The organism is Streptomyces sp. NPDC079167 (genome assembly GCF_040686735.1).
Taxonomy (GTDB): domain Bacteria; phylum Actinomycetota; class Actinomycetes; order Streptomycetales; family Streptomycetaceae; genus Streptomyces.
Map to the genome: position 1 here is coordinate 86,871 of NZ_JBFBLO010000004.1, position 13,566 is coordinate 100,436.

Genomic DNA, 13,566 nt, shown 5'->3' on the forward strand with positions numbered 1-13,566 from the left:
ATCAGGAGGAATAATGATCAAGAAGGTCGTCGCAATCGCGGCTGCTACCGGTGGTCTCGTGCTCGCGGGTGCGGGTATGGCTTCCGCCGACGCCGGCGCCCAGGCTGCCGCCATCGGCAGCCCCGGCGTGCTCTCGGGCAACGTCGTTCAGGTGCCGGTCCACGTTCCGGTGAACGTGTGCGGCAACACGATCAACGTGATCGGGCTGCTGAACCCCGCCTTCGGCAACACCTGCGTCAACGCGTGACGATGCGCGTCAACCCGTAAGGGTGTGAGTCCGGTCGGCCTCGGGGTGCGTGCCATGCACTCCGGGGCCGCTGGGCATTCGGCCCCCAGCACGGCTGTGTCGGGGCATTTCGGTAGGCAGAAGGCAGGAAGACAACCTATGCGACAGGTCACACGTAAAGGCCTGATCACCATGGCAGCGGCGGGCGGAGTGCTCGCGCTCGGCGGCGGTTACGCGCACGCCGACGCGGGAGCGGCCGGCGCCGCGTCGAATTCACCGGGAGTGCTCTCGGGGAACTCGATCCAGGTCCCGATCGATGTACCCGTCAACGTGTGCGGAAACTCCGTGGACGTCGGCGGTCTGCTCAATCCCACGAGCGGAAACGACTGTGGAAACGGGACGTCCCGGTCCGGCCACGCGCACACCTCCGAGGACGGTGCCTCGTCCGGTCACGGCTCCGGGAGCCGGGCGTCCGGGCACGAAGAGGCGAGCGACAGCGGGGCGGGGACGGGCAGGCACCGGGCCTCCGGCACCTCTGCCGAGGCGGTGACGGAGGGATCCCCCGGGATCCTCTCCGGCAACCAGGTGCAGGCCCCGGTGGAGATCCCGCTGAACGTCTGCGGCAACAGCGTCACCGTCGGCGGACTGCTCAACCCGGTCTTCGGCAACGGCTGCGAGAACGACACGGAGACGGTCCCGCCTCCCGTCGTGCCGCAGACTCCGCACACCCCGGAGAAGCCGGTCACGCCGGACGCCCCTCCGGCCCCCGAGACCCAGCTGGTGGCGGGCGAGCAGCTCGCACAGACCGGCGGGGGCGGGCTCGACCTGCTCATCCCGGCGAGCGCGGGCATGCTGCTCGCAGGTGCGGGCACGGTCCTGTACCGGCGTTCGCGCGGTGCCGCGCAGCGGTAGCGAGACAGCGGTCCGACGAGCGGGTTCCGCGCACGCGGGACCCGCTCCGTCCTACCAGGTGGGCCGGAGCTGGCGGATGATGCGGCGGCGCAGCCGCACCCGTCGGCTGCCGTCACGGCGCAGCGTCAGCCGGTCCAATTCCCAGTGCCCGTACTCGGCATGGTCGGTCAGCAGTCGGGCCGCCTCCTTGCGGGAGACCCCGCGCGGCACGTACACGTCGATGAATTCGTATTCCGGCATCGCATCTATTGTGCGGGCAGACCCCCGGTACGGATAGCGTCTGTCCTATGTCTGATGCTGCGCAGCCCACCGCTGCCGAGGTACGCGCCGCCGCCGATGCCGTCAAAACCGCGCTCGACCGCCACCTCCAGGCAGTCGAACGCCGTACCGGGGACGACGACCCCGCCGTCTACGACGCGTTCAACGCACTGGCCGCCGCGGCCGAGGTCTACGACGAACTGCTCTACGACCGCCACGACGAGGTCACCCCCTTCGAGATCCCCGCCGCGCAGGACTCCCTCCCGCCCTATGCGGGCCCGGAGGAGCCGCACGCCGTCAGCGTGCTGATCAGGCGCGACTACGCGGTGGCGGAGCCCGCGCGGCTGCTCGCCCAGGCCCAGCGGCTCGCCGACCTCGATCCGGAGGGACAGGACGGGGGCGCCGACGCCGTGGCGGCCGCCGGCGCCGGTGTGCATGCCGCGCTGGGAGTGGTGTTCGGCGAGTACGAGGCGGACGAAATCGCCTCCCGGCACAAGGAGTTCGGCCTGGAAGAGGGGGACTCCACCCTCTGGGTCTCCGCCGTGGAGGAGCTTTCCGAGCCGGGGGAGTGGCTCGGGGCGCCCTTCGACGAGGCCGATCCCGCGATGGTGGTCTGCCGCTTCGACGTCAGCTCGGTCTTCGACGAGGAGGACGAGCTGGACGGGGACCCGGACGACATCGTCCCGGACCGCGCCTGACCTCACCCACCGCCGGCCCCGGCGCGCAGCGCACCGGGGCCGGCGGCCGGGCGCACTGCGTGGCGTCCGGGAAAACCGCGCAGACCGTCCCGGGGCCCGGGGACGGGCCTACGAGGCGTCCGGAGTGGGCAGTGCCTCCAGCAGGGGCCGCAGCCGGGTCGTCCGCTCCTGGGCGGGCACCTCGGCCACCGCGCGCGGCAGGGCCTGGTCCACGCCGTGCACCACGGACAGGTGCCGCTCCCCACGGCTGAACGCCGTGTACACCCAGGGCCTGCTGAGCCCCTTCGCTGCGTCGCCGGGCAGAACGACGACAGCGGCGGGCCAGCGCATCCCGGCCGCCTGGTGGGCGCTGAGCGCCCAGCCGTGGCGTACGGACGTCTCCACCCGGCCCTGCGGCACGACGACGGGCGTACCCCCGCAGTCCAGGTGCAGGCCCTCGGCGTCGGCCGAGACGACCGAGCCGGGCACCGCCCTGCCGGGCGAAGGGACGTGGACCACGCGGTCGCCGGGGTCGAAGCCGCCGAACCGGCCGGGCCCGGGGTTCAGCCGCTGCTTGAGCGCGGCGTTCAGTGCGGTCGTGCCCGCCGAGCCGCCGTGTCCCACGGTGATCACCTGGGTGTCGGAGGAGGGCACGCCGATGGCGCGCGGCACCGAGTCGGCCACCAGCTGCACCGTGCGGTGGACGGCCTCGCCCGCGTCCCGCACGGGAACGATCACCACTTCCTTGCCGGGCGCCTCGACCGCGGCGAGCTCCCCGGCCCCGATGCCGGAGACCAGCTCGCCGATCGGCCCGGGGTCGGGCGTGCGCGAGACCACGAGCGGACAGGCCCGGGCCGCGATGACATCGGCGAAGACCCGGCCCGCACCGGCCGACCCGAGCACGCCCGGGTCGCCGCTCAGGATCAGCCGCGTTCCGTCGGCGAGGGACTCCACCAGCATCGCGGCCGTCTCCACGTCGAGCTGAGGGGCGTCCAGCACCACCAGCACGTCGAGGGCGAACGCGCCGTCCGCGTCCCGGCCGGGCCCGCCCTCGCCGGAGAGCAGCGAGGAGAGTGTGACGGCGGAGCCCGGGTCACCGGCCGCGGCCGCCAGCCTGCGCCTGCCGTCCTCGCTGTGGGTGGTGCCCAGGGCCCGCAGCCCCAGGCCGTGCGCGGCGGCGAGGAGGGCGGCGGGCTCGGCCCGGGCGGTCTCGCCCCCGCTGTGGGCGACCAGTCCGGCGGTCGCGGCGGCCCGGATCAGCTCGCCCGCCGAAGGGGACGGGGCGGCGGCAGCGGCATCCGCCCAGTCGGCGCCCTTCTCACAGGTGTTGACGAGCCGTGCCAGCCCGTCGGCGAGGCTCTCCTCGGCCAGGGCGTACCGGTCGAGGCCCAGCAGCACCCTGACCGGCTCCCCGTCCTCCGGCGCTCCGTCCCCGGGTGTCTCCCCGGTCTCCTCGGTGTCCGTGGGCTCCGTGGCCTCGTCGTCGGCCTCGCCGTCCTGGAAGACCAGCACGACGCCCTCGGCGGCGGCCCGCTGGACGGCCTCCGCCGGATCGGTCACCGCGAATCCGGCGAGCGCCGTCCGCACCTCGTCGGCGTCCATCGCGGTGTGGCCCCGCAGTGCCGCCCGCTCCAGCAGCCAGCCCACCAGGGCCGCCGTGCGCCGCTCGTCGTCGGGCCCGCACCCGGCACCCAGAAGCGCCCGCGCGAAGCCGTCCGCCTGCTCGGGCCGCACGCCGGGCACGGAGAGCAGCTGCCACGGGTCCTCGCGGAGGTGACCCGCGGCCCCTTCGCCGAGCGTGGCGGCGGCAGGCCCTGCCAGGGCCCCGGGGGCCCCGCCCTCGGCGAGCACCTCACCGACCGAGGCGGCGGCCTCGGGGGACGCGGCCCGGTGAGCCTGCCGCTCCGGGGCGGGGGAGGGCCGTACGGGCGCGGCCGGGGCGGGGGCCGCCCGGCGGGGTGCGGGCGCCGACGCGGGTGAGTCGAAGAAGGCGGTGCCCGGCTTCTCGCCGCTCTCCACCGCGCGCACCGCGGCGAGCAGATCCGCCGCCGGCCCGCTCAGCTTGGCGCCCGCCGTGATCGGCGCCTCCTTCTCGGCCTTGCGCCGCTCGATCCGTTCGCGCAGCTCGCGCTGTGCGGCCAGCTCCGCCTCCGCCTCCGAGAGGGCGGGCGCGGGGGAAGCGGACGCCTCGGGAGCCTGCTCCAGGTCCTGTGCGCCCTCCGTGCCGTCCGCGCCGTCAGTGCCGTCGTCCGCCACCTCCGCGCTCCCGGCGCCGCGCGCGTCGGGCGTGCCGGGCGCGTCGGCGGCCTGGGTAACGGCGTCCTCGACGGCCTCGTGGTCCTCGGCCGCGGGGTCCGGGGATTCTCCCCGGGGATGCGCAGTCACAGCGTGCTCCAGTCCTGGTCGGGATAGCGGTGCACGGGCGCCGACACATCGTCGAGCGCCTGGCAGATCTCGTCAGGAAGACTAAGCGCCTCCACTGACAACGCCTCGGTCAGCTGCTGCGCGTTGCGCGCGCCGACGACGGGAGCCACCACCCCCGGGCGGTCCCGGACCCAGGCGAGCGCGACCTGGAGAGGCGTCGTGGCGAGGCCGTCGGCGGCCGTGGCCACCGCGTCCACGATCCTGCCCGCCGCCTCGTCGAGATACGGCTCGACGAAGGGGGCCAGCTGCTCGGAGGCCCCGCGCGAGCCGGACGGCGTGCCGGTGCGGTACTTGCCGGTCAGCACGCCCCGGCCCAGCGGGGACGACGGCAGCAGCCCCACCCCGAGGTCCAGCGCCGCGGGCAGCACCTCCCGCTCCACGCCCCGTTGGAGCAGCGAGTACTCCATCTGCGTACACGCCAGCCGGGTGCGCAGCCCCGGCGCGGCGAGCTGCCAGGTCGCCGCCTTGGCCAGCTGCCAGCCGCTGAAGTTGGACACCCCGGCGTACCGGACGCGCCCCGAGGACACCGCCAGGTCCAGTGCCTGCAAGGTCTCGTCCAGCGGAGTCACGGGGTCGAAGGCGTGGATCTGCCACAGGTCGACGTAGTCCGTCCCGAGCCGCCGCAGGGACGCGTCGAGCGCGGCGAGGAGATGGCCGCGCGATCCGTCGAAGCGGCGGTAGGGGTCGGGCACGCTGCCCGCCTTGGTCGCGACGACCAGGTCCTGCCGTGGCACCAGACTGTCCAGAAGGCGGCCCAGCAGGTGCTCGGCCTCCCCGCCGCCGTAGACGTCGGCGGTGTCGACGAGGGTGCCGCCCGCGTCCCAGAAGGCCTTGAGCTGGTCCGCGGCGTCGTGTTCGTCGGTGTCCCGGCCCCAGGTGAGGGTGCCCAGCCCGATCCGGGACACACGAAGGCCGGTACGGCCGAGATGCCTCTGCTCCATGGGCGCTGAGATTACTGGCCGAGGCCCCACGGGGTGGAGGCCTGTGGACGACCGTCGTCCCCGGGCGAGCCTGCCGGATTCCCGTGCCCCGCGCTAGAGTCCGGGACACAGGAACGTTACTGATCAGTAGAGGGAGCGTGGGTATGCGGCTCGGCATCAATCTCGGTTACTGGGGTGCGGGGATGGACGGCGACAACCTCGCCGTCGCCCAGGAGGCCGACCGGCTCGGCTACGACGTCTGCTGGGCGGCCGAGGCGTACGGCTCCGACGTGCCCACGGTGCTCGCCTGGGTCGCCGCCCGCACCGAGTCCATCGACGTGGGCTCCGCCATCATGCAGATCCCGGCCCGCCAGCCCGCCATGACGGCCATGACCGCGGCCACCCTCGACTCGCTCTCCGGGGGCCGTTTCCGCCTCGGCCTCGGCGTCTCCGGACCGCAGGTCTCCGAGGGCTGGTACGGCGTCAAGTTCGACAAGCCGCTGGCCCGCACCCGCGAGTACGTCGAGATCGTGCGCAGGGCGATGTCCCGGGAGCGCCTGTCCTACGAGGGCGAGCACTGGACGCTGCCGCTGCCCGACGGCCCGGGCAAGCCCATCAAGCTGACCGTCCACCCGCAGCGCGAGCACATCCCGCTCTACATCGCCGCGATCGGCCCGAAGAACCTCGAGCAGACCGGCGAGATCGCCGACGGCGCCCTGCTGATCTTCCCCTCCGCCGACCACCTGGAGGAGACCGCGGTGAAGCACCTGCGGGCCGGGCGCGAGAAGGCCGGGAAGACGATGGACGGCTTCGACGTCTGTCCCACCGTGCCGCTCGCCGTCGGCGACGACGTCAACGGTCTCGCCGACATGTTCCGCCCGTACACCGCGCTCTACGTCGGCGGCATGGGCAGCCGCAAGCAGAACTTCTACAACCAGCTCGCCCAGCGCATGGGCTACGAGAAGGAAGCCGCCGAGATCCAGGACAAGTACCTCTCCGGCGACAAGGCCGGCGCGGCGGCAGCCGTACCGCACCAGCTGATCGACCAGACCACGCTGCTCGGCTCGGTGGACCGGATCGCCGACCGGATGCAGGCCTACGCGGCCGCCGGTGTGACGACGCTGACCCTCGCCCCGGCGGGCTTCACGCTCGACGAGCGGCTCGCGGCCCTGCGCGCCGGAACCGACGCCCTGGAGCGCTCCGGGCTCGCCGCGTAGGCACCGGCGCAGCACTACGGCCGTGGTGGGGGCTCGGGGGTCCTCCCCGCCACGGCCGTCACACGGAACAACGCCCCGCAGGGCTCCCGGGTTACGCCCCGTACTCCTCCCGGGACGCCCGGGCAGGTCCGGCCGCCGCCGCGCGCCCGTTCGGCCCTGCCGGGCCCGCCCCGTGTTGCCTACCGACGCGTACCGAATTTGACTGTGTCTCTGCGGACACCGGTGCGAAAGGTGGCAGTGATGCTGTCGGCAAAGAGTCTGTTCCAGGAGATCCTCGACAACGACGAGTCGTTCCGTCTGTTCTGCTCGATCGCCGCCGGCGGGGAGACCCAGGGCGGCTGGGAGAACGGTCGTATCGCCGCACTCGTCCCCCCTGGACTGCACGAGCTGGCGCCCAAGGTCGCCCGGCACGGTGCCGACGAGGACAAGCACGGCCGGATCTTCAACGCCCTGCTGAAGCAGCGCGGACTCCAGCCGGTGACGGTGCCGTACGAGACCGACTACACCCTCCTGCTGGAGCGCCGGGGCATCGGCCTGGCGCACGACCGGCTCAGCCGTGAGGAGCCGCTCACCGAACGGGACATCATCGTCTACCTCGCCCACAGCAGGGTCACCGAGCAGCGGGCGTCCGAGCAGATGCGGCTCCTGCTCAGACACTTCGCCGGGCACCCCGTCCTCGGCCGCGCGGTGAAGATGATCTCGCGGGACGAGGACAGCCATCTCGCGTACTGCCACGAGGAACTCCTCCGCTTCGCCCGGGCCGGACACGGACGGACGATCCAGTCCGTCCTGCGGCAGTGCGCCCAGGCCGAGATCCGCGTGTACCGCGACGTCAGCCTGGCCGTGATGAGCCACATGGGCGCCGTGCTGGGCTGGCCCCGCGCCAAGTCGGCCGTACTCGCCGCGGGGATCCACGCGATGCACGCCTACGAGCGGCTGGTGGGCTGGCGGCGCATGGTGAGCCTCGAACAGCCCGCCCTGCGTGACGCCCTGAGCGGCCCTGCCGTTCCCGAGAACGAGTACGCCTGAGAGGTCCTACAGCCAGCCGCGGCGTTTGAACAGGCGGTACAGCCCGGCGACCGCGACGGCCATCAGCACGATCACGGCCGGGTAGGTCCAGACCCAGCCGAGTTCGGGCATGTGCTCGAAGTTCATGCCGTAGATCCCGGCCACCATGGTGGGTACGGCGGCCATGGCGGCCCACGCCGAGATCTTCCGCATGTCGTCGTTCTGCCGGACACCCACCTGCGCCAGATGCGCCGACAGAATGTCCGAGAGCAGCCGGTCGAGCCCTTCCACGTGCTCGACGGCGCGCGTCAGGTGGTCGTTCACGTCCCGGAAGAACGGCTGCGAGTCCGCGTCGACGAACGGTACTCCCGCGCTCGACAGGCGTGCCATCGGCGCGCTCAGCGGATTGGTCGCCCGGCGGAATTCGAGCACCTGCCGCTTGAAGGTGTAGATGCCCGCCGCCGTGTTCTTGGAGTCCCCGGTCCCGGAGGGGGCGAAGACCTCGGCCTCCAGCTCCTCCAGGTCGACCTGGAGCTCGGCCGCGACCTCGATGTAGTGGTCCACCACCGCGTCGCTGACCGCGTAGAGCACCGACGTGGGCCCGTGCCTCAGGACCTCGGGTTCGGCCTCCAGCCGGCGTCGTACGGCCGCGAGGGGCGCACCCTCGCCGTGGCGCACCGTCACCACGAAGGAGTCCCCTATGAAGAGCATCAGCTCACCGGCGCTCACGGTGTCGCTCTTCGGCTCGTAGACCACCGGCTTGATGACGACGAACAGGGAGTCGTCGTAGATCTCCAGCTTCGGCCGCTGATGGGCGCGCAGGGCGTCCTCCACCGCCAGCGGATGCAGCGCGAACTCGCTGCTGACCAGGTCGAACTCCTTCTCCGTCGGCTCGTGCAGCCCGATCCAGACGAAGGCGTCACCGGTGGCGCGTGCCTCGTCGAGGGCATCGGAGAAGTCGGCGGGACCTTCGGTCCTGCGCCCGTCCCGGTAAATTCCGCAGTCGACGATCACCCGCGCATTCTTCCCTGCCGCGGAGGGTTCACGCACCTCTACGCTGGCAGGTATGCCCACGCTCATCCTTGTACGCCACGGACGCTCGACCGCCAACACATCCGGAGTGCTCGCCGGCCGGACCCCCGGCGTCTCCCTCGACGGACGCGGTGAGGAACAGGCCGCCGCGCTGCCCGGCCGCCTGGCCGCCCTCACCCTCGTCGCGGCCGTCAGCAGCCCGCTGCAGCGCTGCCGCCAGACGCTCCAGCCGCTGCTCGACGCCCGCCCGGACCTCCCGCTGCACACCGAGGACCGGATCAGCGAGTGCGACTACGGGGACTGGTCGGGGCGCAAACTCGCCGAACTCTCCGACGAACCGCTGATGAGGGTCGTCCAGCAGCACCCCTCGGCCGCCGCCTTCCCCGGCGGTGAGTCGATGAGGGCGATGCAGGCCCGTGCCGTCGACGCCGTGCGGGACTGGAACTCCCGCGTGGAGGCGGAGCACGGCGAGGACGCCACGTACGTGATGTGCTCGCACGGCGACATCATCAAGGCACTCGTCGCCGACGCGCTCGGCATGCATCTCGACCTCTTCCAGCGCCTGCACGCCGACCCGTGCTCCGTCACCGCGATCCGCTACACCTCGCTGCGCCCCTTCCTCCTCCGCCTCGGCGACACCGGCGACTTCGCGTCCCTGGCACCACGTGAACAGGCCATCGGGGCCGACGCGGCGGGGGAGGAGGCAACGGATGCGGCCGTCGGGGGCGGCGCTGGGGCACCGTGATCGCTCCGCGCAGTAGGGTGGACGCGCCGTAGAGGCCCTGCGGGACATCTCGCAGGCCCCGGGGCCGCCCCTATCCGCCATCACATTCTCAAGGGAGACAGGACGTGTCCCGTCAGGTGTTCCTCTACGACCCTCCGGACCGTTTCGTGGCCGGTACGGTCGGGCTGCCTGGCCGCCGTACGTTTTTCCTTCAGGCATCCTCGCGCGGACGGGTCACCAGCGTGGCCCTGGAGAAGACGCAGGTCGCCGCGTTGGCCGAACGGATCGACGAACTCCTCGACGAGGTCGTGCGGCGGACCGGCGGCAACTCACCGGTGCCCGCCGTGGCACCCATGGACGTCACCGACAGCGCTCCCCTCGACGCCCCCGTCGAGGAGGAGTTCAGGGTCGGCACGATGGCACTCGCCTGGGACGGCGAGGAGCAGCGCATGATCGTCGAGGCGCAGGCCCTCGTCGAACTGGACGCCGACTCCGAGGACGACCTCGCCGAGGCCGAGGAAAGGCTTCTGCAGGACGAGGAGAACGGCCCGCCGATGCTGCGCGTCCGGCTGAGCGGCGCCCAGGCGCGGGCGTTCGCCAAGCGCGCGCTGGACGTCGTGAACGCGGGGCGCCCGCCCTGCCCGCTCTGCAGCCTCCCCCTCGACCCGGAAGGACACGTATGCCCGCGCCAGAACGGATACCGTCGCGGGGCCTGACGGAGGAGGGGCTGCGCACTCTCCTCGCCGAGGGGGAGCTCACGGTCCTCGGCCGGGTCAGGGGCGCGTCCAACGCGGTGCTCCACTGCACGGTCGCGTACGAGGGCGAGGAACGCCTCTGCGTCTACAAGCCGGTCGCCGGCGAGCAGCCGCTGTGGGACTTCCCCGACGGCACGCTCGCCCGGCGCGAGGTGGCCGCGTACGAGATCTCCGAGGCCACCGGCTGGGGACTCGTCCCGCCCACGGTGCTGCGGGAGGGTCCCTACGGCGAGGGGATGTGCCAGCTGTGGATCGAGGCGGAGGCCGGCGGCGAGGGCGCCCCGGCGTCCTCGCACGGGCTGCCGCCCCTGCTCGCGCTCGTCGAGGGCGAGGAGCCGGAGGACGGCTGGAAGGCGGTCGGCTTCGCCGAGGTGGGGGAGGGGAGGACCGCCCTGCTGGTGCACGCCGACGATCCCCGGCTGCGCAGGCTCGCGATCCTGGACGCTGTGATCAACAACGGTGACCGCAAGGGAGGGCACCTGCTGTCCGCTCCCGGCGGGCGGCTGTACGGCATCGACCACGGCGTCACCTTCCACGCCGACGACAAGCTGCGCACGCTCCTCTGGGGGTGGGCCGGCGAACCGCTGACGGCGGAGGCGGCCGAGGTGCTCGACCGGCTCTCGGCCGGCCTGGAACCGGGCACGGCGCTCGCCACCCGGTTGGGGGAACTCATCACCGCGGCGGAGACCGAGGCCCTGCGCGGCCGGGTGGAGAGCCTCCGCAAGTCCGGCCGCCACCCCCTGCCGAGCGGTGACTGGCCGCCGATCCCCTGGCCGCCCGTGTGACACCGCCCCGTCGGGGCCCGGAGCGGTGAGTCGCTCCGGGCCCCGGTGCTTAGGGGAGAACCTCCCCGCCCGCAAGAGCGCCTCTTCGGCCTCGATCTGCCATCCGGTTCGTATCCGGAAGCATCATCCGGTTACGCTCATGACATGCATGCCTGGCCCGCTTCTGAGGTCCCCGCCCTGCCTGGCAAGGGCCGCGACCTTCGGATCCACGACACCGCGACCGGCGGACGGATCACCCTTGACCCCGGTCCCGTCGCCCGCATCTACGTCTGCGGCATCACGCCGTACGACGCGACCCATATGGGTCATGCGGCGACCTACAACGCGTTCGACCTCGTTCAGCGCGTGTGGCTCGACACCAAGCGGCAGGTTCACTACGTCCAGAACGTGACGGACGTGGATGATCCGCTGCTGGAGCGGGCCGTGCGCGACGGCGAGGACTGGACCGAGCTCGCCGAGCGCGAGACGGCTCTCTTCCGGGAGGACATGACCGCCCTGCGCATGCTCCCCCCGAAGCACTACATCGGGGCCGTCGAGGCGATACCCGGCATCGTCCCGCTCGTGGAACGCCTCCGTGACGCGGGCGCCGCCTACGAACTCGACGGCGACGTGTACTTCTCCGTCGAGTGCGACCCGCACTTCGGCGAGGTCTCCGGCCTGGACGCCGAGGCCATGCGGCTGCTCTCCGCCGAGCGCGGCGGTGACCCGGAGCGCCCCGGCAAGAAGAACCCGCTCGACCCGATGCTCTGGATGGCCGCCCGTGAGGGCGAGCCGAGCTGGGACGGCGGCTCCCTCGGCCGCGGCAGGCCCGGCTGGCACATCGAGTGCGTCGCCATCGCGCTCGACCACCTCGGGATGAGCTTCGACGTACAGGGGGGCGGCTCCGACCTCGCCTTCCCGCACCACGAGATGGGCGCCTCGCACGCCCAGGTGCTGACGGGCGAGCACCCCTTCGCCCGCGCCTACGTGCACGCCGGCATGGTCGCCCTGAACGGCGAGAAGATGTCCAAGTCCAAGGGCAACCTCGTCTTCGTGTCGGCGCTGCGCCGGGACGACGTGGACCCCGCGGCGATCAGGCTCGCCCTGCTCGCTCACCACTACAGGGCCGACTGGGAGTGGACCGACCAGGTACTCGCCGACGCGGTCGAGCGTCTCGCCAGGTGGCGTGCCGCCGTCTCCCGGCCCGACGGACTCCCCGCCGACGCGCTGGTCGAGGAGGTGCGGGAGGCACTGGCCGACGACCTGGACGCCCCCGCCGCCCTCGCCGCCGTGGACCGCTGGGCCGCGGAGCAGAGCTCCGGCGGAGGCACGGACGAGGGCGCGCCCGGGCTCGTCTCACGCACCGTCGACGCCCTGCTGGGCGTCGCGCTCTGACCTGACGCAGACCGCCGAACGGCCCCGGACTTCGCGAGAGATCGTCGAGGTCCGGGGCCGTTCCCTTGCGGGAGGCGGGTGGTCAGTCGTCCGAGGCGTCCTCGCCCGGCCCTGCGGGCGGCGGATCCTCGGGCGTTGTGCCCCCGTCGGAGTCCTCCGGCCGGCCCTTGTCCTTCTCAGGACGCTCAGAACGCTCAGGCCGCTCCGGGCGCTGCGGCTTCGGCGGCCTCGTACGACCGCCGGAGGTGTCCCGCAGGTAGGGCACGTCGCCGCTCTCCGTGGCGTGACCGCCCGGCGCCTGGCCGGGGCCGCCGATGTCCCTGCGCCGCAGATAGCGCTCGAACTCGCGGGCGATGGCCTCTCCCGACGCCTCGGGCAGCTCGGCGGTGTCCCGCGCCTCCTCCAGCGTCTGCACGTACTCCGCGACCTCGCTGTCCTCGGCGGCCAGCTGGTCGACCCCGAGCTGCCAGGCGCGCGCGTCCTCGGGCAGCTCGCCCAGTGGGATCCGCAGCCCGAGCAGATCCTCCAGGCGGTTCAGGAGCGCCAGTGTCGCCTTCGGGTTCGGCGGCTGCGACACATAGTGCGGCACCGCCGCCCACAGGCTCACCGCGGGCACTCCCGCGTGCGCGCACGCCTCCTGGAGGATGCCCACGATGCCGGTGGGCCCCTCGTACCGGGTCTCCTCCAGGTCCATGGTCCTCGCCAGGTCCGGATCCGAGGTGACCCCGCTGACGGGCACCGGCCTGGTGTGCGGGGTGTCGCCGAGCAGCGCCCCCAGGATGACGACCATCTCGACACCGAGCTCGTGGGCGAAGCCCAGGATCTCGTTGCAGTACGAACGCCAGCGCATGGACGGTTCGATGCCGCGGATCAGCACCAGGTCACGGGGCTTCTCACCACCGACCCGCACCACGGAGAGCCGGGTGGTGGGCCACGTGATCTTGCGTGTGCCACCCTCCAGGAACACCGTGGGCCGGTTGACCTGGAAGTCGTAGTAGTCCTCGGCGTCGAGCGCCGCGAAGACCTCGCCCTTCCACTCCCGGTCCAGATGCCCGACCGCTGTGGAGGCGGCGTCACCGGCGTCGTTCCAGCCCTCGAACGCGGCCACCATGACCGGGTCGATCAGCTCGGGTACCCCCTCGAGCTCGATCACCCAGGCCTCCTTCCGAAGTTCCCTTGTGTACGGACCAACCTTACGGCTTCCGCCCTGTTCCGCCGCAGCCGTTTGCACGCGGCGGTGAAGCGTGCCACCTC

Annotated in this window: 14 protein-coding genes; 9 read left to right on the forward strand and 5 right to left on the reverse strand. The window is 72.6% G+C overall.

The genetic code is table 11. The annotated features are described in order from the left end of the window. Nucleotides 1-13: 13 nt before the first annotated feature. The gene (gene chpH, locus AB0P41_RS10305; protein WP_356714637.1) at nucleotides 14-247 is read left to right on the forward strand and encodes a chaplin ChpH; all 234 of its coding nucleotides are present in this window, start codon (nucleotides 14-16) and stop codon (nucleotides 245-247) included. Between the two features lie 138 nt (nucleotides 248-385). Then, nucleotides 386-1,138: a chaplin gene (locus AB0P41_RS10310; RefSeq protein WP_356714636.1), complete on the forward strand. Its 753-nt coding sequence runs from the start codon at nucleotides 386-388 to the stop codon at nucleotides 1,136-1,138. A 51-nt stretch (nucleotides 1,139-1,189) separates the two neighbouring features. Here the strand turns inward: AB0P41_RS10310 and AB0P41_RS10315 are convergent, their stop codons facing one another. Further along, on the reverse strand, nucleotides 1,190-1,378 hold the full coding sequence (locus tag AB0P41_RS10315; RefSeq protein ID WP_053930948.1) for a DUF5703 family protein: 189 nt from the start codon (nucleotides 1,376-1,378) through the stop codon (nucleotides 1,190-1,192). 47 nt (nucleotides 1,379-1,425) lie between these two features. Here AB0P41_RS10315 and AB0P41_RS10320 point away from each other — a divergent pair, with 47 nt between their 5' ends. Next, entirely contained in the window at nucleotides 1,426-2,094 is a 669-nt protein-coding gene (locus tag AB0P41_RS10320) for a hypothetical protein (protein WP_356714635.1), read from the forward strand. Between the two features lie 108 nt (nucleotides 2,095-2,202). Here the strand turns inward: AB0P41_RS10320 and AB0P41_RS10325 are convergent, their stop codons facing one another. Together AB0P41_RS10325 and AB0P41_RS10330 are read right to left on the reverse strand one after the other, a co-directional pair. Then, the gene (locus AB0P41_RS10325; protein WP_365931287.1) at nucleotides 2,203-4,458 is read right to left on the reverse strand and encodes a helix-hairpin-helix domain-containing protein; all 2,256 of its coding nucleotides are present in this window, start codon (nucleotides 4,456-4,458) and stop codon (nucleotides 2,203-2,205) included. Further along, entirely contained in the window at nucleotides 4,455-5,438 is a 984-nt protein-coding gene (locus AB0P41_RS10330) for an aldo/keto reductase (RefSeq protein WP_356714633.1), read from the reverse strand. Before AB0P41_RS10330 ends, AB0P41_RS10325 begins: the two co-directional genes overlap by 4 nt. A gap of 143 nt (nucleotides 5,439-5,581) precedes the next feature. On the opposite strand from AB0P41_RS10330, the gene AB0P41_RS10335 reads away from it, so the two are divergent. Continuing rightward, nucleotides 5,582-6,634: an LLM class F420-dependent oxidoreductase gene (locus AB0P41_RS10335; RefSeq protein ID WP_356714632.1), complete on the forward strand. Its 1,053-nt coding sequence runs from the start codon at nucleotides 5,582-5,584 to the stop codon at nucleotides 6,632-6,634. A 240-nt stretch (nucleotides 6,635-6,874) separates the two neighbouring features. Beyond that, the gene (locus tag AB0P41_RS10340; RefSeq protein WP_365931289.1) at nucleotides 6,875-7,663 is read left to right on the forward strand and encodes a ferritin-like domain-containing protein; all 789 of its coding nucleotides are present in this window, start codon (nucleotides 6,875-6,877) and stop codon (nucleotides 7,661-7,663) included. A 6-nt stretch (nucleotides 7,664-7,669) separates the two neighbouring features. On the opposite strand, the gene corA is transcribed toward AB0P41_RS10340, so the two are convergent. Beyond that, nucleotides 7,670-8,656 carry a magnesium/cobalt transporter CorA gene (gene corA / locus AB0P41_RS10345; protein ID WP_365931290.1) on the reverse strand — a complete coding sequence of 329 codons (987 nt, stop codon included), beginning with the start codon at nucleotides 8,654-8,656 and terminating at the stop codon, nucleotides 7,670-7,672. Nucleotides 8,657-8,708: 52 nt separating this feature from the next. On the opposite strand from corA, the gene AB0P41_RS10350 reads away from it, so the two are divergent. The 4 genes from AB0P41_RS10350 to mshC all read left to right on the forward strand — a co-directional run bounded on the left by AB0P41_RS10350 (nucleotide 8,709) and on the right by mshC (nucleotide 12,312). Further along, a complete protein-coding gene (locus AB0P41_RS10350; RefSeq protein ID WP_356714629.1) occupies nucleotides 8,709-9,419 on the forward strand; it encodes a histidine phosphatase family protein in 711 nt (236 codons plus the stop codon). 104 nt (nucleotides 9,420-9,523) lie between these two features. After that, nucleotides 9,524-10,114 (forward strand): DUF3090 domain-containing protein, encoded by a 591-nt coding sequence (locus AB0P41_RS10355; RefSeq protein WP_104790241.1) that lies wholly within the window; start codon nucleotides 9,524-9,526, stop codon nucleotides 10,112-10,114. Then, the gene (locus AB0P41_RS10360) at nucleotides 10,078-10,938 is read left to right on the forward strand and encodes an SCO1664 family protein (RefSeq protein ID WP_365931293.1); all 861 of its coding nucleotides are present in this window, start codon (nucleotides 10,078-10,080) and stop codon (nucleotides 10,936-10,938) included. The genes AB0P41_RS10355 and AB0P41_RS10360 overlap by 37 nt, the downstream gene beginning before the upstream one ends. A 144-nt stretch (nucleotides 10,939-11,082) precedes the next feature. Beyond that, nucleotides 11,083-12,312 (forward strand): cysteine--1-D-myo-inosityl 2-amino-2-deoxy-alpha-D-glucopyranoside ligase, encoded by a 1,230-nt coding sequence (gene mshC / locus AB0P41_RS10365; RefSeq protein WP_104790243.1) that lies wholly within the window; start codon nucleotides 11,083-11,085, stop codon nucleotides 12,310-12,312. A gap of 82 nt (nucleotides 12,313-12,394) precedes the next feature. Here the strand turns inward: mshC and AB0P41_RS10370 are convergent, their stop codons facing one another. Further along, the gene (locus AB0P41_RS10370; RefSeq protein WP_365931295.1) at nucleotides 12,395-13,465 is read right to left on the reverse strand and encodes a PAC2 family protein; all 1,071 of its coding nucleotides are present in this window, start codon (nucleotides 13,463-13,465) and stop codon (nucleotides 12,395-12,397) included. Nucleotides 13,466-13,566 lie beyond the last annotated feature (101 nt).

Coding starts and splice junctions, on each gene's coding strand:
- AB0P41_RS10360 (WP_365931293.1), top strand. CDS start 10,078: ATGCCCGCGCCAGAACGGATACCGTCGCGGGGCCTGACGGAGGAGGGG.
- AB0P41_RS10335 (WP_356714632.1), top strand. CDS start 5,582: ATGCGGCTCGGCATCAATCTCGGTTACTGGGGTGCGGGGATGGACGGC.
- AB0P41_RS10315 (WP_053930948.1), bottom strand. CDS start 1,378: ATGCCGGAATACGAATTCATCGACGTGTACGTGCCGCGCGGGGTCTCC.
- mshC (WP_104790243.1), top strand. CDS start 11,083: ATGCATGCCTGGCCCGCTTCTGAGGTCCCCGCCCTGCCTGGCAAGGGC.
- AB0P41_RS10340 (WP_365931289.1), top strand. CDS start 6,875: ATGCTGTCGGCAAAGAGTCTGTTCCAGGAGATCCTCGACAACGACGAG.
- AB0P41_RS10350 (WP_356714629.1), top strand. CDS start 8,709: ATGCCCACGCTCATCCTTGTACGCCACGGACGCTCGACCGCCAACACA.
- AB0P41_RS10310 (WP_356714636.1), top strand. CDS start 386: ATGCGACAGGTCACACGTAAAGGCCTGATCACCATGGCAGCGGCGGGC.
- chpH (WP_356714637.1), top strand. CDS start 14: ATGATCAAGAAGGTCGTCGCAATCGCGGCTGCTACCGGTGGTCTCGTG.
- AB0P41_RS10330 (WP_356714633.1), bottom strand. CDS start 5,438: ATGGAGCAGAGGCATCTCGGCCGTACCGGCCTTCGTGTGTCCCGGATC.
- AB0P41_RS10320 (WP_356714635.1), top strand. CDS start 1,426: ATGTCTGATGCTGCGCAGCCCACCGCTGCCGAGGTACGCGCCGCCGCC.